The following is a 21,745-nucleotide window of genomic DNA, read 5'->3' as shown; positions in this document are numbered from 1 at the left end:
TATTTCTAGCATTTTGGCGGTAAAAATCTCTGTGACGTTTTTCACCAGCCTTTGCGCCATCCGCAATTTTCGCAAGCGCTGTAACAAAATTGACAAATGTTTGCACAAAAAAACCGCCCGTCGATAACACGACGAACGGTCGTTCAGATGTGCGGATTTTTCCGCCAGCGGGCAGGAAGGGAAACGTTCAGTGCCCGCCGCAACCGCAGCTGCCGCCGCAGCCGCAGCCACGCTGCAATTCCAATTCATCTTCGTCCGGCAAGCGATCAAGCTCGATCGTCTTGATTACGTAAGCGCTGATCATATTATGGATTTTTTCCAGTTCGCGCTCCGCGTACAAAAATTCGCGAATCGTATCATTCGTGTACAGTTTGTATTCCCTCTCGTTGTATTCCGCGATTTCTTCTTCACTGAAATCCGCGCCTTCGCGTTCCTTCTGCTGCATTCTGCGGTGCAAGTCGAGAAAGCTGTTGTATTGGCTGGTCGCTTCATCGTTCGCGATAAACGTTTCCACCTTTTGCTTCAAATCTTTATAAACCGGCTGCGCCAGAATCGTCTCGCAAAGTTCTTCCGTTTTTTTCACAATTTCGCTTTTTTCCGTTTTCGTAATCAACGCGTTTCCTCCTTTTTTGGTTCGCCGCAAACGGGCGAACATGGTGTGAACTTCCTTCACATTACAATTATCATACTACACATTTGCCGCCAACGCCACGGTAGGATCGCGAGCATATGGTAAATGCGCAGGAGCGCCCTTTTTACAGCGGATTCCACGATCCCGTCTTGCCTTGCACCCATTCCGCCCCGTCGGAAAATATCTCCTTTTTCCAGATGGGCACAATTTGCTTTAACCGTTCGATCGCATAACGGCTTGCTTCATAGCAATCATGGCGATGCGGTGCGGAAACGGAAATGCAGACGCTCGCTTCGCCGATATCGACGCGGCCCAACCGATGGGTGATGGCGGCTAACGTTCCTGTCCAGCTTGCGGCAATTTCGTCGCATATTTGCTCCAACATGCGCAAGGCCATCGGTATGTAAGCTTCATATTCCAGATGCAGCGTTGTCCGCCCGTCGGTTACGCTGCGCGTCGTCCCGATAAACAGACAAGTGGCTCCATGCAGCGGAGAAGCGGTTTTGCCGACAACCGCGGCAATATCAATCGGCCCGAATGTGATCGCGCAGCGTTCAGCCTTCATGGGCATGCTCCTTTACGCTCCCGGTCAAAACTTGCAGCGCGTGCGGCAGCAGTTCGAGAACGGCCGTCATATTTTCCCGAACCGCCGCGGGGCCACCCGGCAAGTTGATGATCAGCGTTTTGCCCCGCGTGCCGCAAATCCCGCGGGATAGCGCCGCTCTTTTTGTTTTCGCCAGCGACTCCATGCGCATCAATTCGGCAAGACCGGGAATCTCTTTCTCAATCACCTGCCTGGTCGCCTCCGGGGTAACATCGCGCGGACCGATTCCCGTCCCTCCCGTGGTGAAAATGAGGTCCGCGCCGGCTGCGCTCATGTCCGCAAGAGCCGCTGAAATGAGCGCCATCTCATCGGGGACGATCCGATAGTCGACAATTTCACATGGCAGATATTTTTCCGCCAGTTCGCGGATCACTTGCCCGCTCATGTCCTTTCTTTCTCCATTATAGCCTTTGTCGCTGACCGTTAAAATCGCCGTTTGCCATTTCATCCGGAATGCTCCCCATCACGAATAAAATCACCGCTTGTGCCGCCTGTTTTTTGCAAGAGCACGGTAGGCCCGATCGCCATCGTTTTGTCGACCGCCTTGCACATGTCGTATACGGTCAGCGCCGCACAGGAAACAGCGGTCAAAGCCTCCATTTCAACGCCTGTTTTGGCAGTCGTTTTGACCGTCGCTTCGATGTACAATTCGTCATGGCCGTTATCGGAAAAAGCAATATCGGCCCCGTCAATGCCGAGCGGATGACACATCGGGATCCACTCTCCCGTTTTTTTTGCCGCCATGATTCCGGCAATTTGCGCAACCGAAAGCACATCGCCTTTGGCAAAACCGCCGCGCTTGATCGTTAGCAACGTTTGCGGCCGCATGCCGACTGTCGTTTTCGCTTTTGCCGTGCGCAGCGAGCTTTTTTTGGCGGAGACGTCGACCATTTTCGCCCTGCCTTGCGCATTCAAATGGGTCAGTTCCGGTTGTTTTGCCATGCCGATCAACCTTTCTTATGTACCGACATATTTGCGATAAATCGCCCTGGCCTGTTCGATGTCCTCCGTTCCCTCCACGATCGCCCGGCCATCGGAAAAAAGCAAGAGCCGCAAGCCGTCGTCTGTTTGCAATTGCGCCATGTATCGCTGCAATTTTACCTTGCCCGTATGCGCGAGGCGATCCGCCCAGCTTTTTAGATCAAGTCTGACCGCGCCGGCGGGAAAAACTTGCACCGCGTTCCGGCCGCATAGCCGCTGAAACAGGTCGCTCTTCGCCTGCGCATCCAGAAATTCGTAGTTTTTCTCCGCGCATGCCGGGCAGTCTTTGCGTTTTGCCCCGCTCACGTCGATATGGCGAAATTCATTGCTCCACAAATCGATAAAAATGAGCGACGGGCGCAGACGCTTGCTGTCGCCAACGAGTATTTTCAGCGCTTCCGCAGCTTGCACAGACGCCGTTAATCCCGCGGCAGGCCCGATCACGCCAGCGGTGTCGCATGTCTCCAGAACGCCATTGCCGGGCATCGCGGGGTATAGACAGCGGAAGCACGGCGTGGATCGGGGCACGAAAGAAATGGAAACAGATCGCGCCCCCACCGCGCCGCCGTAAACCCAGGGGATGCCGAATTTCAGCGAGACGTCGTTCAGCAAATAACGGGTGGAAAAATTGTCCGTCCCGTCCAGGATGATATCCATATCCGCCAACAATCGGGCGGCGTTGAACGCATGCAAATCCTCCGTCACGGGCTCGATTTGGACGGCTGAATTGACGCGCCTAAGCGCGTGCGCCGCCGCTTCCGCCTTCGGGCGCGAGCAGGATGCATCGTCTTCGCCAAACAACAGTTGGCGGTTCAGGTTGCTTTCTTCCACCACATCCCGGTCGATCAACCGGACATAGCCGACGCCCGCCCTGACCAAATAATTTGCCAAAGCGGTGCCGAGCGCCCCGACACCGACCACTGCCGCTTTGGCCTGCGCCAATTTTGTCTGGCCCTGAAGTCCGATCGGCGCAAACAAAGTTTGCCGGGAATATTTGGGTAATTTTTCCGGATCGCATGGATTCAATGCCGTTTAACCTCCGCTTACGGGCGGAATAAAGGCAATTTCATCCGCAGCCGTAACGATTGTTTCGTCCGGGCAATAAGTTTGGTTGACCGCCGCTATACAACATGCGAGCTTGTCGGCGATTTCCGGATGCAAATCCGCCAACGCGGCTCTTACATGGCCTATGGTCACGCCGTTTTCGAGCGGCAGCGCAACCCGCGCAGCGTTGGCCGCCTCTGCCAGCGCGGCAAAAAGGAGCACCCGGATCATGGAGCTTCCCTCCTGAGCGCCGTTTGGGCGATATAATCAGCCATTTCTTCTATCGCATCAATGTCGAACATCGTATCAACGCCAAGCCCGTCCCATTGGCCGTTGTTCGCCCAGACGGCGGCGGCGACCACGTTATCCGCGGCATGCAAGATGCGTTCGTCCCCGGGATTGCGCAGAACGGCGATTTTGCGGTACGGGGCGGCTTTAAATCCCTCGACCAGCACAATATCGACATCCTGCATACGGTTGATAATTTCCGCAAGGGCCGCTTCGCCTTCTTCAAAATAAGCGGTTCCGGCAGCGGAAACAAAAGCGGTTTTTTTCGCTCCGGACTTGCGATGGCGCCAGCTGTCCTTGCCGGGGACGTCGAATTCGCGGCAATGCGCGTCATGTTTGACCGTCCCGACGTGGCATCCCGCGGATACGAGCCGTTCGATCAGCCGGCATAACAGCGTCGTTTTTCCGGAATTGGCATAACCGATAATTTGCATGACTGTCATTTGCGGCTTTCAACTCCCTATAACATAATCGCTTGCACCGGATCGCCCGCGCGCATGCCGGTTCCGCCGGGAGGAATCATGATCAGACATTCCGCGTCTTTGATGGACACCATCACGCTCGATTTGTCGGAACCGATCGGGACGACGAAAATTTGGCCGTTTTGATACTGAAAACGCCCCCGCAAATAGCGGCGAAAGCCGTTCACTTTCGGATAGTCCGCCGCCAAATACGCATCGACAATCGGCAATTGCGGTTGCTTTTGTCCCTGCATGCCGCGCAGCGCGGGCAGCACGAACAGTTTGAATCCGGCATGGCACGCTCCGGGATTGCCGGAGAGCGCAAACAGCAGTTTCTTGTGCAGCACGCCGACGGTTGTCGGGCTTCCCGGCCGCATGGCGACTTTGTTGAACAGCATCGTTCCAGACCACTCGTTGAACAAATCCGTCATAATATCGTAATCGCCGACGGAAACGCCGCCCGTGGTGATGACCAGGTCGGCTTGTCCGAACAGTTCGGCCAGCTTGCGTTTGGCCTGCGCCAAATCATCGGGAATTTTTCCCGCCAGGCGCGCAACCCCGCCTTCCTCGCGAATCAATGCCGCCAGCATGGGCGCATTGCTGTTGCGGATTTTCCCCGGGACAAGCGGTTCGGCAACCTCCAATAATTCCGTGCCGGTGGACAATACCGCAACGACCGGGCGGCGATGCACCTTCACACGGGAGTAGCCAAACGCGGCCAACAGCGAGATTTCCCCGGCGCCGATGCGCCTTCCGGCCTCCATCAGCAATTCTCCTTGCGCGATTTCCGAGCCGGCAAGCGATACGTTATCGCCTTTGGCGATTGAACGGCGCACCGCGATATAAGCTTTTCCGTCCTTGTTTCGTTCTTCCGTCATTTCCAGCATGATAACGGCATCCGCGCCGTCGGGGACCATCGCGCCGGTCATCGTGCGCGCCGCCGTGCCGGGCAAAACGGCTTTGTTCGGCGCCGCGCCGCACGGAATATTGTCGATCACTTCCAGCAATACCGGATGTTCACTCGATGCCGTTTGGATATCCGCGGACCGGATGGCGAAACCGTCCATGCCCGAACGGGCAAAATGCGGCAACGGAGCCGGGGCGATCACGTTTTCGGCGAGGTGCATGCCTTCCGCTTCCGCGAGCGCGACTTCGATTGTCTCCAATTGCTGGACACACGCCGCGATTTTTTCCCAAGCCGCCTCCGGCTGAATCGCTTTACGGCGAAAACGGGAGCCGGCAACCGTGCCCATTACCATCGCTCAACCTCCAATCTGCGACATCCGCCGCACTGTCGGCGTATGGCTTTGCTTCTCGTTGTTCAGCGCCTTCGCCATCTCATGGTTGTACGGCTTTGCGCCGATCGCTTGTAAAAACAAATTTCGCACCGCCTCATCGTCGCCGATCCGTTTGCGTACGTTGAATTCGTCATTCCAGTACAGGCAGGGTTTGACATTTCCGTCGGCGGTAAGCCTGAGCCTTGTGCAACTGCCGCAAAAATGATCGCTGACCGGATGGATCAGCCCGAACGTGCCGGCCGCCCCGGCGATCCGGTATACTTCCGCCGGGCCGTTGCCAATCGGGCCTTTTTCCACGCGTTCAGCATGCATGCCGGATCGGCTGCAAGCATCCAGCACCGCCGTCAGCGGCAAATACGCTTTTCGCCAATGGTCATTCTGATGGCCGATCGGCATATATTCGATAAAACGCACGTGCACCGGGCGCTCCCGGGTCATGCGCAGAAAATCGACGATTTCATCGTCATTCTCGCCTTTCATCAGCACGACGTTCAATTTGATCGGCGCGATGCCTTCTTTGCGGCACGCTTCGATGCCGTCCAATACTTTTTGCAGGTCGCCGCCGCGCGTGATTTTGGCAAACCGTTCCGGCTTTAGCGAATCGAGGCTGATGTTGACCCGGTTTAGTCCGGCCGCTTTCAGCGCTTTTGCTTTTTTGGCCAAATAAATGCCGTTTGTCGTCATGCTGATATCGGCAATTCCGGGTATCGCCGCGAGTTTCGCGATCAGATCCGGAAGCCCTTTGCGCACAAGCGGCTCCCCGCCCGTTATACGCAATTTGGTCACGCCCATGCCGGCGACAACCCGAACGACCTCTACGATCTCGCGATCGCTTAAAATGTTTTCTGCCGGCGCGAATTCCATCCCCTCCGGCGGCATGCAGTAAACACAGCGCAAATTGCAGCGGTCGGTGACGGAAATCCGCAAATAATCGTGCACCCGGTTAAACCGGTCGACCAGCATTTTCCTGGCGGCGCTATCGGCCGACTGTGCCAACACATTCATCCTTTCCTTCCCCCTTACGAACGGCTGGCCCATTTACGCGCTTGGGCAAGCTGCTTAGGCGTATCGATGTCAAAACAAAACAAGCGGGGATCGGCAATTTTCGCAAATGCCGTTTCATCCAGCCGCACGGTGCGGATATTCCGCAAAAAATCCACAACGCGCGTGTTGCCCTGCGCCAATTGCTCCGCCGCCAATTTTGCGCAGCCTGCGTCGTAGCATCCATGCAGCGGCTCAAGCGTCCCGTCCAGCGCGACCACGGCGGCATCGGCGGACGACAGTTGCAACGCTTGCGCCAACGTTTCCGCGGCCGCGACTGACACAAACGGCTGATCGCAGGCGACAACCCAGGCAATGCGCTCCTTCGCTTCCCGCAAGCCCCGCTCCATTCCGGACAGCGGCCCGCGATATTTGTCATCGTCGCCGAGCACCCGGATATCGGCCGGAACAATGCCGGAAAATGCGGCCGGTTCATCGACGACCACGAGTATTTCCGCACAAACGGGGGCCATCAGGCGTATTTGCCGGCTGATTAGCGGTTCCCCCGCAATTTTAAGCAGCGCTTTGCGCTTGTTTCCCATTCTCCGGCCCCGCCCTCCGGCGAGAATGATTCCGCTTAGCATGTTCATACCTTTTTTCGGACAAGTTTCGGACAAGTCGGAAGCATAAAATTAGAAGAAGCAGTATAGAATCAGTTTAACCTTGACGAATAGGCATAAACTGTAACTTTTATCACACGAACGACAAATGGGCGGTCTGTGCTTGTCGTGCCTGGGCGATTTGGCCTTGTTTGCCGGCGAGCCTGGATTGTCAAGAAGCGCCTCAAATGATATATACGCTTGCCAAAAAAGCATTATGTTTTTTTGCCGCACACTTGCCGGCGCTGCCCGGCCGAAGCTGACCAGCCTGCCGTTGTCCGTCCAACGCTGATCTGCAGGCGCTGTTCAGCAGATGTTGATCTGCGGGCACTGTCCGGCCGGCGTTGATCTGCGGGCGCTGTCCAGCCAGCGTTGATCTGCGGGCGCTGTCCAGCCACGTCGGAAATTTTGATAGTTGCAATAGCACAGCGCTAGCGGTCGCAGCAGACGCTATTTGTCGTTTACATGCCCGATTACCAGGAAAAAAGCCGGAGAAGGCGCACTGGTGCGCATAACGGCAAAATTGTCGAACGAGATTCCAAGCTAGGCCGCAAGTCGGCAAACCGACCGCGGGTTTTCAGCGGCAAGCTTTGGGTGACTGTGCGCACGGTAGAGGAAAAAGGCGGTGTGTTTTCATTTGTGCTGCATCAGCGGCTTGGGGAACTAACGGACGCTATTGACGCTATTTTGCGGTTTTTTTCCGTTTTAAAACGCTAACGGACGCCACAGCGGCTATTTGCCCATTTTCCATGCTTTTGCAGCCGGATTTCGATAAATAACGGCAACTGCGACCGTTAAAAATTCACAGGGGCGCTTTTGCCCAAAATAGCGGCATATACGTCCGTTAGCGGGACAGCGTCCCCCCATTTAAATAAACCGATGGTGCCGCATGATGGTGCCGCATGATGGTGCCGCATCGGCGGCAAGGGGGGCTCACGGGGACGATGGCGCAAAAAACCGCCTTGTCGCCAAGGCGGTTAATTCATATATCCGGCTATCCGACCCGAGCCGTTTTTATGCTTCCGACCGCATTCGCTGCACAAGTGCGGCCGCCGTCTTGTCGTCGGTGATCAACACATCCAGATAATGTCCTTTCAGCGTGGCGAGGATGCTCTCCAGCTTGTGCATCCCGACGGCGATTCCGACGACTTTTCCGATTTGTGTCAACTGTTCAAGCTCAATGCCGATTACTTTGTTGTTGATATCGCTGGCGGAAATACTGCCGTCGCTTTTGATGAAACGGGAATTTACGTCGGCGACCACCCCCGCTTTTTTGAGCTCAAGCAACTCTTTTTGGCCCAGATAACCAATTTCCACCATGGTCGACGATTCGTACGGGTTGCCGATGCCGACCAGCGCGAGGTCCGCTTTCGCCCCTTCGGCAATAACGGAGGCGATGTTCGGCGATTTGACCAGGGCGTCCCGCAAATCTTTCGATTCGACTATCGCGGGGGCGTACAGGGATTCGCACTTGCCGCCAAGCTTTTTGGACATTTCATAGGCCAATTGATTCGAGTGCAGCTCAATCCGGTCTCTTCCCATTCCGCCGATCAAAGGAATAATTCGCACGTCCTTCTGTTCTTCGTAAGGAATTTCCCGGATAATCTGGTGCAGCGTCATGCCCCATGAAACCCCGATCCGGCGTGCATTGCGGACAAGCTTCATAATGAAGCCGACCGCGCTTTTGCCCACCTCGGACATAGCGAGATCCGGCGCCATATCTCCTATCGACACCACAAAAACTTGATCGAGCTCGAATTTTTGCTCAATCTCTCTTTCCAATTCGGCGATTTGCAACGTATCGTCATGGATTGTAATTTGCACGATGCCTTCATCGCGCGCACGCTGGAGCAATTTGGAGATAACCGGTCGGGATACGCCATATTTGGCGGCGATACGTTCCTGGGTCCAAGATTCCATATAATAAAGTTTGCAAATCTTGACGATTTGCTTCTTTTCATCCAGTGGCAGCATCGCTATCATCCTCTAAAAATAACAAATTTGGCACTTTTACTATTTTAACATAAAAAGGGTTCTTGTCGAACCCTTTTACATATCCTGTTTTAATTGTGTCGGGCAGTCTTATCCAATAGTCCTGCCGCTTCCATTAACGATTCCGAAATGGTCGGGTGCGGATGGATCATGCTGGCCATCTCCTCGATCGTGCCTTCCAAAGCAATAAAGGCGGACACTTCGGAGATCATCTCCGTCACATGCGGTCCAACCATAACCGCGCCCAAAACTTCGCCGTATTTTTCATCAACGATCAATTTCACGAACCCGTCCGTTTCATCCATCGCCAATGCTTTGCCGTTGGCCGAAAGGCGGAATACTTCCGTTCGCGCCTTGTAACCTTGACGGTTTGCTTCTTCGAGCGAAATGCCGACGCTCGCAATCTCGGGATGCGAATAGATGCAGCGGGGGACGACGCGATAATTCATCTTGCGCCTTTTCCCGGCGATATTCGCCGCCGCAACCGTACCCTCCGCGCTTGCGACGTGGGCGAGCTGCCAGCCTCCGATCAAATCGCCAACGGCATAAATCCCTTTGATGCCGGTCTCCAAATATTCGTTTACTTGCACAACATTGCGATTTTTGGGCAAATCAAGCTGTTCAAGCCCATTCCAGTTTGCTTTTCTGCCCGAAGCGACAAGAATCTCTTCGGCAACCAGCGTTTGCGTCGATTGGCCGGTCTGAACCAGAACTTCTTTTTGCCCGCCGTTCTCCCGAACTTCTTCGACCTTTGCCCCGGTGATGATGCGCACTCGATTTTTTTTCAACGCCTGGGTTAAAACGCGGGCCGCATCCGCATCTTCGGACGGGATGAGGCGCTCGGCCATCTCCACAAGCGTCACTTCCGCGCCGAACGCGGAATAAATGCAGGCAAATTCGACGCCGATCACACCCCCGCCGACAATCACAAGCGATTTTACGATGCGTTCCATGTCGAAAATGGTGTCGCTGGTTTGCACTTTTGCCTGTTCCAGCCCTTTAATCGGGGGCAAAGACGGAACCGAGCCCGTCGCCAAAATCACATTCCGCGCCTGCAGAATCACCTCCGTTCCGTCCTGATTGACGAGGATCGTCCGATCCGGGCGCACGGTCCCCAATCCGCGGACGTGCTCGATTTTTCCCGCCCGCAATAACGAAGCTACTCCGCCGCGCAGCCGTTCGATCACCTGGTTTTTTTGCGCCATCATTTTGCCGACGTCAAATTCGGGCTTGCCTGCATGGATGCCCCATTTTTCGGCTTTGGCGATTAATTCGGCGGCCTCCGCAAAACGCAGCAGCGTCTTTGACGGAATGCAGCCCCGATTCAGGCATGTTCCGCCCAGTTGATCTTTTTCCACAAGCGCGACGGTCAGCCCATGTTTGGCCGCTTCAATGGCAGCGACGTAGCCCCCTGGACCTCCGCCGATTACAACCACATCGAAAGTCTTCAAGTTGTTCCCCCCGCCTTCTAGCGAAAGCCACTCTACAGCAGCAATTCATATGGATTTTCCAGAATTTTTTTCAAGCTGGTCAGGAAAGCCGCCGCCGGCGCACCGTCGATGACCCGATGGTCGAACGACAAACTGAGCGCCATCATCGGACGCAGCTCGATCGCTCCGTTTACGCCTACGGCTTTTTCCGTTATTCTTCCCACGCCCAGTATGGCGGACTCGGGTTGATTGATAATCGGTGTGAACGCGTCAACCGCATACATGCCCAGATTGCTGATCGTAAACGTGCCTCCGGTAATTTGGTCCGCGGCGAGTTTGTTTTCCCGCGCCAGCTTGGCGAGGGATTTGCAAGTTTCGACCAGTTCGGTAAGCCTCTTTTTGTCCGCGTTGCGGATGACCGGCACGATCAGCCCTTCTTCGCGGGCGACCGCCATACCGATGTGCACGTCCTGATGGAAACGGATATAATCGCCATCAAGCGAAACGTTGATATCGGGATGTTTTCGCAAAGCCAACGCGACTGCTTTCACAATGAGTTCCATATAAGACAATCTGAGCCCGGTCGCCTGTTCCACGAGCGGCAACAGTTTGGTGCGCAGCTTAACCGCTTCGTTCATATCCACTTCGCTGTGCAGCGTGACGTGCGGCGCGGTGAACGCGCTTTGCGCCATCCGCTGGCCGATGATTTTGCGGACGCCTTCGAATTTTTGCATGGCAGGCGCAGCCGCCTCGCTTGAGAGCGGCAAATCGGCGCGAACGATTTTGCCGTTTGCTCCGGTCCCGCTGATCTGCCCAAGGTCGATTTGTTCCGCCGCGGCAATTTTGCGGGCCAGCGGCGTCGCTTTGGGTCCGGTTTCCGGATCGGCGGACGCATTTTGCGCCGTTAACTTCAGCACATCGTCGCGTTGAATGCGGCCGTTCGGGCCGGTTCCGACAACGTCGGCCAGCCTGATGCCGGCATCCCGCGCCGCCTTCCTGGCGGCTGGCGTTGCCCGCACGGGGCCTTGCGCGGCATCCGGATGTTTCTCTTCGCTTGCCTGTTCACCTTCCGCCACAGCTTCAACCGTTTCCTTTTCCTGTTGTGTTCCGCCGGCGGCAGGCGGCTCATCCGGAACATTTTCGCCGGCTTCGCCAATATAGCCGATCACGCTGTTCACCGGAACGACCGCATCGTTGCCGTAATATCGCTTGAGCAGAACACCCGACACATACGCCTCCACTTCAATGGCGATTTTATCGGTCAGCACTTCGAGCAGAGGTTCGCCCGCTTCAATCGAATCGCCTTCCTCTTTGAACCACTGCACGATTGTTCCGACTTCCATCGTCATACTCAGCTTGGGCATAAAAACTTCCGTGGCCAATTCGATCACTTCCCCCTATGCCCGATTTAGTGTTGCCTTGACGGAACGGATGATGTCTTTTACTTGCGGAATCGCATGTTTTTCCAATTCGGGATTATACGGTATCGGCACAGGCAATCCGCCAAGCCGCTGCACCGGGGCATCCAGATAGTCAAACGCTTCGCTTTCCGCTATCATTGCGGCGATTTCTCCGCCGAAGCCGCCGCGTTTGACCGCTTCGTGAACAACGACGACACGCCCGGTCTTTTTGACTGAAGAAACAATCGTTTCTTCGTCCAAAGGAACCAACGTTCTGGGGTCGACAATCTCGATGCTGATTCCTTCTTTTTCCAGCTCCACTGCCGCCTCCAGCGCTTTATGCACCATTACGGCGGTCGCGATCACCGTCACATCGGTGCCTTCCCTTTTGATATCGGCTTTGCCCAGCGGTATGGAGTACATCTGTTCCGGGACGGGCCCGCTTGTTCGGTACAGCAATTTATGCTCATAAAAAATAACGGGATTGTTGTCCTCGATAGCCGCTATCAAGAGCCCTTTCGCATCGTACGCGGTCGACGGCTGCACGACCTTCAAGCCGGGAATATGCGCCATCCACGCTTCCAGGCTTTGCGAGTGCTGCGCCGCCGCGCCCGTGCCGGATCCGGCCGGCGTGCGCACAACCATCGGCACATTGCCTTTTCCGCCGTACATATAGCGGATTTTCGCCGCCTGGTTGACAATTTGGTCGGTTGCAATGGTGATAAAATCGGAAAATTGCAGTTCCAATATCGGCCGCATCCCCGTCAACGCGGCCCCGACGGCCGCACCGGTAATTCCGCATTCCGAAATCGGCGTAATGCGCACGCGTTCCGGGCCAAATTGTTCGATCATGCCGCGGGTCACACCGAATGCTCCGCCATACACGCCGATATCTTCACCCATAATAAACACGTCGTCACTTTCAAGCATTTTTTGCGTCATCGCTTCTCTAACAGCTTCCAGATAGCTGATTTCTCTCATTGTCAACACCCCCATCGTCAAATGTAAACGTCGTCCAGTAAGGATTCCAATGCCGGCATCGGGCTCTGCTCAGCAAATTTCACCGCATCTTCGATTTCCTTAAACGCGCTGACCCTGATTTCCTCCAGTTGTTCCTTGCTGGCAATGCCCGCCTCCTCCAAAACCCGGGCGAACCGGTCGATCGGATCCCGGTTTTTGCGCCAATCCATTTCTTCCTCGCGCGTGCGGTATTTTTTCGCGTCGCTCTTGGAGTGTCCTTTATAGCGGTACGTTTTCGCCTCGATCAGGGTCGGGCCTTCGCCCCCCCGCGCTCTTTCAACGGCCTCGTGCGTTGTATTGATCACTTCCAGCAAGTCGTTGCCGTCAATGACCTTTCCGGGGATCCCGTAGGAAGCGGCGCGCGTGGCAATATGCTCGATATTGAACATTTCCTTGACCGAACCGGACATGCCGTACTGATTATTTTCGCAGAAAAACACAACCGGCAAACGCCAGATGGAAGCCAAATTCAGCGCTTCATGGAAGCTTCCTTCATTCGTGGCGCCATCTCCGAAAAAGCAGACCACAACGTATCCCAAATTTTTCATTTTCGAGGTCAAAGCCGCGCCCACGGCAATCGGAATGCCCCCGCCAACGATGCCGTTGGCGCCCAGGTTCCCTTTATCGAGATCGGCGATGTGCATCGAGCCGCCTTTGCCTTTGCAATATCCCGTCTCCCTGCCGAACAATTCGGCCATCATGCGGGCGGGATCCGCTCCCTTGGCGATGCAATGCCCATGCCCGCGATGCGTGCTCGTGATTTTGTCGCTTTCATTCAGCACCGCGCACGCCCCTGCCGCCGTCGCTTCCTGCCCGACGCACAAATGCGTCGTCCCATGAATTAATCCTTTGGCGAAAAATTCGTCCACTTTCTCGTCCAGATAACGAATCACCCACATTTGGCGATGCAATTCAATTAATTTTTCCTCCGTAATGAAACTGGGAACTTGCAATCCGGCTTTCATCATCTTCTCCTCCTGTCCCGCTAAATCGCAAAGTGTTTCCGAATGGCAACGGCAACGCCGTTTTCTTCGTTGGATGCGGTCGTGTCATCCGCCGCCCTTTTTGTGCTTTCGTTTCCGTTGCCCATGCAGATGCCAAGCCCCGCCCAGCTCAGCATGTCGATGTCGTTGTCAAAATCGCCGATGGCGGCTACTTCCTTGCGCTCAATCCGCAAATCGGCGCATAACTTTTCCAAACAGGATCGTTTGCTCACATGTTGCAAATTAATGTCGAATCTTTTGCGGCCGGTTCGAAAAACCGCTATTTCCGGCCATTGCGATAGCGACGCGCACATTATGTCAACCTTATCCGGATTTTGATCGATGATTGTCGCTTTATAGATGGGACCCGTGTAATTCCGCAAAAAAATCGGCAATCTGCCGACCGGATTCACCTGAATCATATGGACCTGGCCGCGGTAATTGCTTTCGGTCAGCTCGAGATCCGGTGAAACAACGACATTTGCGAGCGGCCAAGCCGCATTCATCTCGTTCAATTCTTCAACAAATAAGGTGTTGTACCCGTAAAAATGCACGTAGGTTTGTTCTTGCTCGGCAAATTCCGCGATGCGGACGGCAATTTCTTGCGGCAACGGGGAAGCGTGCAGCACCGCGCCGTCCACCTGATTGAGCAATACCGCTCCATTCAGGGCAACAAGCGGCGCATTCAACCCCAAATATTTGCCATGCAGCCAAACCGAGGCGGGAAACCTGCCGGAAGCCAGCGTCACATAAGTCCCATTGACAAGCAGGCTCCTGATAGCCTGCTTAACCGTATCGGTTACGATTTTCCGTTTATTTAACAGCGTCCCGTCCATATCCAAAGCAAGCAAGCGATACATTGCCAACTCCACTCCTTTGTCTCACGTTTTCATTCTCCGACTTTTGCTCACAATAAAAAAGTGTCGTGCAAAGGAGGGACATAAACTTCCTTGTTGAATTCCTTGATCGCGGCATCTTTCATCAATTCGAAATTGCCGTCATGCGGCAGATGCGTAAGCACCAATTTGCCGACGTTTGCTTTTTTGGCGATCATACCCGCCTGGGCGGCATCCATATGGCCTTCTCCGGTTGTGTGCTTGCTTCCCTGGCAAATTGTCGCCTCGCATAGCAGAATATCCGCGTTTTCGGCAAAGTGGGCCAAAGCATCGGTATAGGACGTATCCGCCGAATATACGAGCGTCTTGTTGCGGTATTGGATTTTCACGGCATAACAAGGTATCGTATGCTTTACCGGAAGAAAGCGGATATCGGCGCCCGCAATGGCAATTGACTGTTGCGGATCGATAACGGATACATCCGAATGGCTGCCATGCAGCTTTTGAAATTGCTCCGCCGGCTCGGCGGGAGCATAGATGCTGAGTTTCTCTTTCATCCGTCCGTTGCGCAAGGCACCGACCGCGGCATATTGCAAAATGCCGATATCGGCGATGTGATCGTAATGAAGATGAGATAAAACAACACCGGAAATGTGCTCGACATTCGCATAAAAATATAATCTGCTGACTACCCCGCTGCCGCAATCAAGCAAAATATTGCCTTCGTCAGTGGAAATCAGGTATCCAGCCGTTGCTCCGCCCGCACTGGGATAGCCGCCCCAATAGCCTAGTATGGTAATCTTCACCGCTCTCACCCTCAAGTTGTTTTTTGCTTTGTCGGCGTTTGCGTCAATTATCCAGCCACACGGCATGCGTAAACGCGATTCCCACTTCGTCATCCAGATTGAAGTCGTAACCCTCGTTTGCGTTTACGAAAAACGTGATCTTCTCGTCTTTAACGCGCAATATATATTCCACGCGATCTCCCTGGTACAATTTGCCGACAATTTGGCCTCTAAGCTGCGATTTCTCGTCCGGGCGGATATGCTGCGGCCGCACCGCCAAAAGACCGGTCAACTGGTCCGTTTTTCGCCGCGGCACTTCAACATGCACATCCAGAATTTTAACCGTCATCACGTCCGCTTTATTGCCGCCGACGTGCGTTGCCGGAATAACGTTGGCGGAACCGATAAACCTCGCCACAAAAGAATTGGCCGGTTGATTGTAGATTTCTTGCGGGGTGCCGATTTGCACAACGTCCCCTTTGTTCATGACAATCATTTTATCCGACATGGTCAAGGCTTCGACCTGATCGTGCGTGACATTGATGATGGTCACGCCCATTTTCCGTTGGATTTCCTTGATTTCGATGCGCATTTGTTCCCTTAATGCCGCATCCAGATTGGACAGCGGCTCGTCCAAAAGCAACAGGCGCGGTTCCATCACGAGCGCGCGGGCAAGCGCCACCCGTTGCTGCTGTCCGCCGGACAATTCATGCGGAAAACGCTTTTCGAAATCGCCCAAATGCACCGCCTGCAAAATTTCCAGCGTCTTTTGCCTGATATCGCTTTTGCTGAGTTTACGGAATTTGAGCGGATAGGCGACATTGTCAAACACGTTCATATGCGGCCACACCGCATAGGATTGAAAAACCATCCCGATGCCGCGCCGCTCCGGCGGCAAAAATTTCTTTCCCGCCGTGTCGACCAATTGATCGCCGTCCAGCGTGATGTTGCCTTCCGTCGGTTCGATAAATCCCGCAATCATGCGCAGGGTTGTCGTTTTCCCGCAGCCGGAAGGCCCCACGATGGTGGCAAATTCGCCTCGGTTGATCGTAAAGTTGACTTTATTGACGGCAGCATGATTTTTATATATTTTACTGACATTTTCCAAATGTAACGTACCCATGGCATCCTCCCCGAATCGTGCCCCAGTCGTGATTTATATCCCAACTTTTCCCTTGCTGAATAATTTCGTCAAGATGTTGATGCCGATCACAAATGCGATCAGAACAATGGCAAGCGCTGCGGTTATAACAATTTTTCCTTCCTCCTGGGATGAAAATACGACAACGCCGATCGTTTCATTTCCAACCGACCAAAGCAACGAGGATAACGTGATTTCGCCCAGGGCCGGCATCATGACAAGAAAAAATGCGGCATAAAAGCTTGGTCTTAACAATGGCAGCAATATTCTGCGGAACGTTGCCATCTGCGACGCTCCCGAAATACGGCTTGCTTCTTCCAAGGAAGGGTGGATTTGCGTAATCGCGCCGGAGATCGTTTGCATCCCCAGGTTCATGAAACGGGCGAGATACGCAACAAGCAAAATCCAATACGTGCTGTACAACTGCCATCCGACTACCGGAAGCGGCTTGGCAAAGGCGAGAATCATCGCCAAACCGACGATCGTTCCCGGAACCGCGTACGGAAGGGCGACCAAAGTTTGCGCAACCTTGCTGCCGATCATTTTCTCCCTGATGATCATATAGGATAACAGGAGACTGAGTACGGCAATCGCCAATCCGGAAATCGCCGCCAGGGAAAAGCTGTTAAGAAGCGCGCGTTTAATCGACTCGATTTGAAACAAAGTTACATAGTTGTGCAATGTGATATTGGCCCAAGACGCCCCGGCGCCCACAGCTTTAATCAAAGAAGTATACAGGGCGGCTCCGATCGGGGCAACGGAAGTGACCAGAAAAACAAATGCCAGAAACAGCACGGCGGGAATTTTCCATTTGCCCAGTTTGGTGTTTTCCCCTGACCCGCTTTTACCGCTGATTACAGCGTATTTGCTTGATTTGATCGTTTTGTCGTACAATTGCAGCCCGATGATTCCGAACAGCGCAAGCAAGATGGAGTTTGCGGAAGCAATCTGCAAATTGTTCGGCATATCAGGGCTCAGAATCGCTTTGTAAATTTGCGTCGTCATCAGGCTGATCCGCTCCGGAGTACCCAATACGGCGGGTATGCCGAAATCGGCGAGCAAATTCATGAACAAAAGAAGCATTCCGCCCATGATGGAAGGCAAGATCAACGGCAACGTGATGTCTTTCATAATTCGCCTTTGTGTGGCTCCGGATATTCTGCCGGCTTCTTCCACCGCGGAATCGATTTTCTGGATGGCCGGCAATACGACGATATAAGGGACAGCGTACCCGTACAACGACATGACGAAAATCATGCCGCCGATGCTATAGATATCAATAAGCGGATCCGTTGCGCCTGACCAGCTCATATACAGGTTGTTTACCAAACCTACGGGGCCAAGCAAATACGTCCAGGAAATCGCTCCGACGAACGGCGGAATCAGATAGGGCGTGACAATCAGACTTTGCCACAGTTTTTTGCCCGGGATGTCCGTCCTGGCAACGATAAATGCCAGGACGACCCCCAATAGAGTTCCGATAAGCGTCGCGGGAACGACAACTTTCAGGCTGTTAAACATACTCGTTAAGATTTCCGGATCCCGGAACAAGGTTCTGTACATATCCAATGTAAAAGTTCCTTGCCCTGTGCGAAAACTTTCGACTACCAGCAGGACAGACGGGTAAAAAACGGTGAACCCCATCAGTGCAATGGTGCCCCACCAGACAAGCCGCGGTCCGATGATTGCCATATCCAGCATGCTTCCCTGTGACGAGCAACTGAGTTTTCCTCTGGATTTACTCATCATGCCATTCAATTCCTCTCCCACCGGTTTGCCAGGTGTCTTATTTTGTCTCAAAGATCTCTCCAAATGTCTTCTTCAGATTATCACGGTTTTTGCTCATAAATTCGGTGGCCAGCGGGTAAATTTTAATATCTTTAAGGTTTGGCGCGCCCTCCGGTACACCTACTCCGTCTTTAACCGGAATATAACCTTGTTTGACAAAGAATTTCTGACCGGCTTCGGACAAGAAATAGTCGATCAATTTCTTGGCCGCTTCCTTATGTTGCGAAGAAGAGATAATGCCTACCGGTGTCGGAATCAGTACGGCACCTTCGCTCGGCCATACGGTGTCGACGGGAGAACCGGAATTTTTGGCGTTTCGCACCATGAAGTCGACCACGGACACGGCGGAATATTCCCCGGAAGACACTTTGCTTGTCAGATTGCCGTTGGATTGTTCAAATTTGGTGTTGTTCGCTTTCAGGCTTTTGAAATAATCCCAACCAAGATTCTGGTCGTTGACAAATGTGGCGAGCGTGAAAAATGCAGCGCCGGAATAGTTCGGATCGGCGATGGCGACTTTTCCTTTCAAGGACGGATCAGCCAGGTCTTTCCATGATTTGGGCGCCGTCTTCACTTTGTTCGTATTGTATCCGATTACGTTGAAGATCTGTCTTACTTCATAATATTTACCGCCATCATATACATAGCGCGGATCGAGGTCTTTGGCCTCAGGTGAATTATACGCTTCGAGCAGTCCTTTTTCTGCAAGTTGACCGAAGAAATCGATATCAGCGAACCAGATTACATCCGCCTGAATGCCGCCCGCACCCATCTCGGCCTGAATCTTGGAGATGACCGGACCTGTGCCGGAACGGAAAATATTCACATCGATTCCCGGATTTGCGGCTTTGAAATCGTTTACCATTTCGTTTACCAAATCTTGCGATTCGGAAGTGTACAGGTTAATTGTCGCATTTTCCTCAGCCGGCGCGGGCGTATTTTGTGTATCGCCGGAAGCGGTGCTTTGCGGAGCGGTCGTGCTTTGCGCTCCTTGATCTGATTTGTTGCCGCATCCTGCGACCACAAAGATAAGGACCAGCGCCAATAACAGATACCCTGCTTTTTTCATATTCTTCACCCTTTTTGTTTTTTTTCAAATCATCGGACAGGCTTTTAAAATCCGTACTGTCTGCACTTTACTCACATCGGACTGTTTTCCTCCCGGGACTTTCCATCACCCCCTTTCATGAATACCCGCCGCGATTCGGAGCGCTCAATGCAACGATAGCGTTTTCGTTGCTCCGCGTTCGAACTGGATTGTTTGTACGCCCGACAAGCCGCCAATCTGGGTCGCCAGAATATTCTCTATATTATCTTGGCCGCGTTCGGGCTGATATACGCAGCGAATAATGTGTTTGCATGTGTCGGCATCGCGGGTAACAGTCATCTTCAGTATTTGAATGTTGGCGGATTCCAATCCGGTTACCACTTCGCCGATCCGGTCGGCGTCATCCCCGATTGTGATAAGCATAGCCTGCTCCCGCATGCTGTTTAATTTTTTGCCGAATTTATTCAACAGAAACAGACAAATCAGGACGAGCGCCGCGGTAATCAACGCGGCATTGTAAAGCCCGGCGCCCACCGACAAGCCGATTCCGGCAGTAACCCAAAGCGACGCTGCCGTTGTCAGACCCGAAACGGAAGATCCGTTGCGCAAAATGGTGCCGGCGCCCAAAAACCCGATACCGCTTACAACTTGCGCCGCAATACGGGCGGGATCGATTCGCACGTTGGTTTCTTTGACAAATTCGGAAAAACCGTAAATGGACAACAGCATGATGGACGCAGAACCGATACAGACGAGTATATGAGTGCGAAAGCCGGCGGGATGATGGTTAATCTCGCGTTCAAGCCCGATCAAGCCACCCAGTACCAACGACAATCCAAGCCGTAAAGTCAAATGCCAAACGTCAATATGCCAAATTGCCTGCGTCATCATGTAACCATCCTTTGATTAAGCCAAGTTCTGCATCATCAACTCGCGCAATAGCAATATCATGTTCTTTTCAGTGAATTCCACATCGTCGTACGTGATCACACTGTTTTGCGGGACGTCCCGTTTCATGCGGACGTTCGGCCCGATCAACCCCAAAGGCAATGCATTTGCCGCTTGACGATCGGCCGCGGTCATAATTTTCCCGTAAGCGGTAAAGCCGCCGATTCCGTCCAACGCTTCGCCCGCGCGCAAATTTCTTTTCGCCGTAGCCACCGTTTCCGCAACAAGTCCGTAATATGGCGCGATCGTCGGTTCCCCGTAAAAATAGGCTCTGGCAATGGTCAGCGGAGTCTCCAAACTGGTCAGATGATAAGGGCGGTATAATGCGTAATAGGGACCCTCGCCCATTTTCAAATATTTCAATTCAGCCAGTACTTCCGGCTTGTCCGAGGTGATGACCGCGAACACTCCAGGAGCCACGCCGTTTACAAAATCGACGATTTTCCGTTTGTTCAGGATCCCGCCTTCTTCTTTCAGCCGGAACAAATTCGGCAGGTCTTTTACCTCGCCTTGCGGCCCGTGCATTCCCGGAATGTCCGGTTCAAAGCCCGTCGCATTGGCAACGGCGGTCATCTCCACCATTGTCTTGGAACCGTCCTGGAACGATGCGAGCATCTTCGGGCTGGCGCCTTTCTCCGCCGCCTCCGCCGCGGTTGTTTGCGGATTGGCCGCGAGATTCAATTTGTTGTTTTTGCCCTTGCCCAACGCGATAATATCGAACCCGATCGCCTGGGCAAAATCAAACAGTTCCATAATTGCGCCCGGTTCGTCGCCGGCTGATCCCGTATAGACAACTCCGGCGGAGTCCGCCATTTTTTTCAATAACGGACCAATCGTCACATCGGTTTCCACGTTCAGCATTACGATATGTTTTTTTCGCAGGATGGCGTTCCATGCCGCTTTTGCTCCCACATCCGTTATTCCGGTAGCGTCCACGATCACGTCGACTTGATCCAGATGCGGCAGCATGTCCGCATTGGTGGTCGCCACCACTCCGCCGGAAGCGATCCATTTGTCCGCCTGATCCCGGTCATTGATCTCGCGCATGTCCGCCGGTTTTACTCCCGATAGGGCAAACGCTTTCAATACATTGTCGACGAACAAGTCGGCGGCGATCACAACCTTCATGCCTTGCATGCCGGAAATTTGCGAGATCATTCCTCTTCCCATCTGCCCGGCGCCGATCAATCCAACCCGAATATAGCCGCCGTCTTTGGCCAGCGCCGCCAATTTCCGATTTAACCCCAACATGGTCATCTCTCCTTGTGCTGTCTGAATGCGAATACGACTGTTACATTTGTTCTGATATGTTACAATTGTAATAAGCGGTTTGGATGTTGTCAATACTATAAATTTAGAAATAATAAAATTCCAAAAAAAAAACGCCTTCCGGCCGCGTTATGTGAACACGGCGGAAAGCGTTGATT

21 protein-coding genes and 1 pseudogene are annotated in these 21,745 nt (G+C 53.5%); all 22 read right to left on the bottom strand.

From position 1 onward, the window contains the following. Window positions 1-187: 187 nt before the first annotated feature. A complete protein-coding gene (locus tag VF260_08245) occupies window positions 188-613 on the bottom strand; it encodes a YlbF family regulator (protein HEX7057168.1) in 426 nt (141 codons plus the stop codon). Window positions 614-755: 142 nt separating this feature from the next. Next, a pseudogene (locus tag VF260_08240) lies at window positions 756-1,178 on the bottom strand (molybdenum cofactor biosynthesis protein MoaE). A 7-nt stretch (window positions 1,179-1,185) separates the two neighbouring features. Further along, complete coding sequence (locus tag VF260_08235; GenBank protein ID HEX7057167.1) at window positions 1,186-1,683, bottom strand: MogA/MoaB family molybdenum cofactor biosynthesis protein; 498 nt, start codon at window positions 1,681-1,683, stop codon at window positions 1,186-1,188. Beyond that, window positions 1,680-2,177, bottom strand: coding sequence for a cyclic pyranopterin monophosphate synthase MoaC (moaC, locus tag VF260_08230; protein HEX7057166.1), 498 nt, complete (start codon window positions 2,175-2,177; stop codon window positions 1,680-1,682). Before moaC ends, VF260_08235 begins: the two co-directional genes overlap by 4 nt. 15 nt (window positions 2,178-2,192) lie before the next feature. Next, on the bottom strand, window positions 2,193-3,242 hold the full coding sequence (locus VF260_08225; protein HEX7057165.1) for a ThiF family adenylyltransferase: 1,050 nt from the start codon (window positions 3,240-3,242) through the stop codon (window positions 2,193-2,195). A 6-nt stretch (window positions 3,243-3,248) separates the two neighbouring features. Beyond that, window positions 3,249-3,491, bottom strand: coding sequence for a molybdopterin converting factor subunit 1 (gene moaD, locus VF260_08220; protein HEX7057164.1), 243 nt, complete (start codon window positions 3,489-3,491; stop codon window positions 3,249-3,251). Next, a complete protein-coding gene (mobB, locus tag VF260_08215; protein HEX7057163.1) occupies window positions 3,488-3,991 on the bottom strand; it encodes a molybdopterin-guanine dinucleotide biosynthesis protein B in 504 nt (167 codons plus the stop codon). The genes moaD and mobB overlap by 4 nt, the downstream gene beginning before the upstream one ends. 17 nt (window positions 3,992-4,008) lie before the next feature. Next, on the bottom strand, window positions 4,009-5,268 hold the full coding sequence (gene glp, locus VF260_08210) for a gephyrin-like molybdotransferase Glp (protein ID HEX7057162.1): 1,260 nt from the start codon (window positions 5,266-5,268) through the stop codon (window positions 4,009-4,011). A 3-nt stretch (window positions 5,269-5,271) separates the two neighbouring features. Next, window positions 5,272-6,312, bottom strand: a complete 1,041-nt coding sequence (gene moaA / locus VF260_08205; GenBank protein HEX7057161.1) for a GTP 3',8-cyclase MoaA — start codon at window positions 6,310-6,312, stop codon at window positions 5,272-5,274. 14 nt (window positions 6,313-6,326) lie between these two features. After that, the gene (locus VF260_08200; protein HEX7057160.1) at window positions 6,327-6,932 is read right to left on the bottom strand and encodes a molybdenum cofactor guanylyltransferase; all 606 of its coding nucleotides are present in this window, start codon (window positions 6,930-6,932) and stop codon (window positions 6,327-6,329) included. Between the two features lie 1,029 nt (window positions 6,933-7,961). Then, window positions 7,962-8,921 (bottom strand): sugar-binding transcriptional regulator, encoded by a 960-nt coding sequence (locus tag VF260_08195; protein ID HEX7057159.1) that lies wholly within the window; start codon window positions 8,919-8,921, stop codon window positions 7,962-7,964. Between the two features lie 89 nt (window positions 8,922-9,010). Continuing rightward, the gene (lpdA, locus tag VF260_08190) at window positions 9,011-10,390 is read right to left on the bottom strand and encodes a dihydrolipoyl dehydrogenase (protein ID HEX7057158.1); all 1,380 of its coding nucleotides are present in this window, start codon (window positions 10,388-10,390) and stop codon (window positions 9,011-9,013) included. 32 nt (window positions 10,391-10,422) lie between these two features. After that, window positions 10,423-11,751 (bottom strand): dihydrolipoamide acetyltransferase family protein, encoded by a 1,329-nt coding sequence (locus VF260_08185; protein ID HEX7057157.1) that lies wholly within the window; start codon window positions 11,749-11,751, stop codon window positions 10,423-10,425. Window positions 11,752-11,766: 15 nt separating this feature from the next. Next, complete coding sequence (locus tag VF260_08180) at window positions 11,767-12,750, bottom strand: alpha-ketoacid dehydrogenase subunit beta (GenBank protein HEX7057156.1); 984 nt, start codon at window positions 12,748-12,750, stop codon at window positions 11,767-11,769. 17 nt (window positions 12,751-12,767) lie between these two features. Continuing rightward, window positions 12,768-13,754, bottom strand: a complete 987-nt coding sequence (locus tag VF260_08175; GenBank protein HEX7057155.1) for a thiamine pyrophosphate-dependent dehydrogenase E1 component subunit alpha — start codon at window positions 13,752-13,754, stop codon at window positions 12,768-12,770. A gap of 20 nt (window positions 13,755-13,774) precedes the next feature. Next, window positions 13,775-14,632: a Cof-type HAD-IIB family hydrolase gene (locus VF260_08170; protein HEX7057154.1), complete on the bottom strand. Its 858-nt coding sequence runs from the start codon at window positions 14,630-14,632 to the stop codon at window positions 13,775-13,777. A 47-nt stretch (window positions 14,633-14,679) separates the two neighbouring features. Further along, on the bottom strand, window positions 14,680-15,414 hold the full coding sequence (locus tag VF260_08165) for an MBL fold metallo-hydrolase (protein HEX7057153.1): 735 nt from the start codon (window positions 15,412-15,414) through the stop codon (window positions 14,680-14,682). 43 nt (window positions 15,415-15,457) lie between these two features. Further along, window positions 15,458-16,516 carry an ABC transporter ATP-binding protein gene (locus VF260_08160; GenBank protein ID HEX7057152.1) on the bottom strand — a complete coding sequence of 353 codons (1,059 nt, stop codon included), beginning with the start codon at window positions 16,514-16,516 and terminating at the stop codon, window positions 15,458-15,460. Window positions 16,517-16,549: 33 nt separating this feature from the next. Further along, complete coding sequence (locus VF260_08155) at window positions 16,550-18,226, bottom strand: iron ABC transporter permease (protein ID HEX7057151.1); 1,677 nt, start codon at window positions 18,224-18,226, stop codon at window positions 16,550-16,552. A 94-nt stretch (window positions 18,227-18,320) separates the two neighbouring features. Beyond that, a complete protein-coding gene (locus VF260_08150; GenBank protein HEX7057150.1) occupies window positions 18,321-19,391 on the bottom strand; it encodes an ABC transporter substrate-binding protein in 1,071 nt (356 codons plus the stop codon). 144 nt (window positions 19,392-19,535) lie between these two features. Next, window positions 19,536-20,261, bottom strand: coding sequence for an MgtC/SapB family protein (locus VF260_08145; protein HEX7057149.1), 726 nt, complete (start codon window positions 20,259-20,261; stop codon window positions 19,536-19,538). Window positions 20,262-20,276: 15 nt separating this feature from the next. Continuing rightward, window positions 20,277-21,569, bottom strand: a complete 1,293-nt coding sequence (locus VF260_08140; protein ID HEX7057148.1) for an NAD(P)-dependent oxidoreductase — start codon at window positions 21,567-21,569, stop codon at window positions 20,277-20,279. Between the last annotated feature and the right edge of the window lie 176 nt (window positions 21,570-21,745).

The sequence above is a fragment of the Bacilli bacterium genome, from assembly GCA_036381315.1.
Taxonomy (GTDB): Bacteria; Bacillota; Bacilli; order Paenibacillales; family KCTC-25726; genus DASVDB01.
This window is presented reverse-complemented; position numbering and strand designations above follow the sequence as displayed.

Bases quoted from the DNA above. Each gene is read 5' to 3' on its own strand.
- VF260_08195 (HEX7057159.1), bottom strand. From the start codon at position 8,921: ATGCTGCCACTGGATGAAAAGAAGCAAATCGTCAAGATTTGCAAACTT.
- mobB (HEX7057163.1), bottom strand. From the start codon at position 3,991: ATGACAGTCATGCAAATTATCGGTTATGCCAATTCCGGAAAAACGACG.
- VF260_08175 (HEX7057155.1), bottom strand. From the start codon at position 13,754: ATGAAAGCCGGATTGCAAGTTCCCAGTTTCATTACGGAGGAAAAATTA.
- moaC (HEX7057166.1), bottom strand. From the start codon at position 2,177: ATGGCAAAACAACCGGAACTGACCCATTTGAATGCGCAAGGCAGGGCG.
- VF260_08200 (HEX7057160.1), bottom strand. From the start codon at position 6,932: ATGCTAAGCGGAATCATTCTCGCCGGAGGGCGGGGCCGGAGAATGGGA.
- moaD (HEX7057164.1), bottom strand. From the start codon at position 3,491: ATGATCCGGGTGCTCCTTTTTGCCGCGCTGGCAGAGGCGGCCAACGCT.
- VF260_08170 (HEX7057154.1), bottom strand. From the start codon at position 14,632: ATGTATCGCTTGCTTGCTTTGGATATGGACGGGACGCTGTTAAATAAA.
- moaA (HEX7057161.1), bottom strand. From the start codon at position 6,312: ATGAATGTGTTGGCACAGTCGGCCGATAGCGCCGCCAGGAAAATGCTG.
- glp (HEX7057162.1), bottom strand. From the start codon at position 5,268: ATGGTAATGGGCACGGTTGCCGGCTCCCGTTTTCGCCGTAAAGCGATT.
- VF260_08140 (HEX7057148.1), bottom strand. From the start codon at position 21,569: ATGTTGGGGTTAAATCGGAAATTGGCGGCGCTGGCCAAAGACGGCGGC.
- VF260_08160 (HEX7057152.1), bottom strand. From the start codon at position 16,516: ATGGGTACGTTACATTTGGAAAATGTCAGTAAAATATATAAAAATCAT.
- VF260_08155 (HEX7057151.1), bottom strand. From the start codon at position 18,226: ATGGCAATCATCGGACCGCGGCTTGTCTGGTGGGGCACCATTGCACTG.
- VF260_08150 (HEX7057150.1), bottom strand. From the start codon at position 19,391: ATGAAAAAAGCAGGGTATCTGTTATTGGCGCTGGTCCTTATCTTTGTG.
- VF260_08235 (HEX7057167.1), bottom strand. From the start codon at position 1,683: ATGAAATGGCAAACGGCGATTTTAACGGTCAGCGACAAAGGCTATAAT.
- VF260_08145 (HEX7057149.1), bottom strand. From the start codon at position 20,261: ATGATGACGCAGGCAATTTGGCATATTGACGTTTGGCATTTGACTTTA.
- VF260_08180 (HEX7057156.1), bottom strand. From the start codon at position 12,750: ATGAGAGAAATCAGCTATCTGGAAGCTGTTAGAGAAGCGATGACGCAA.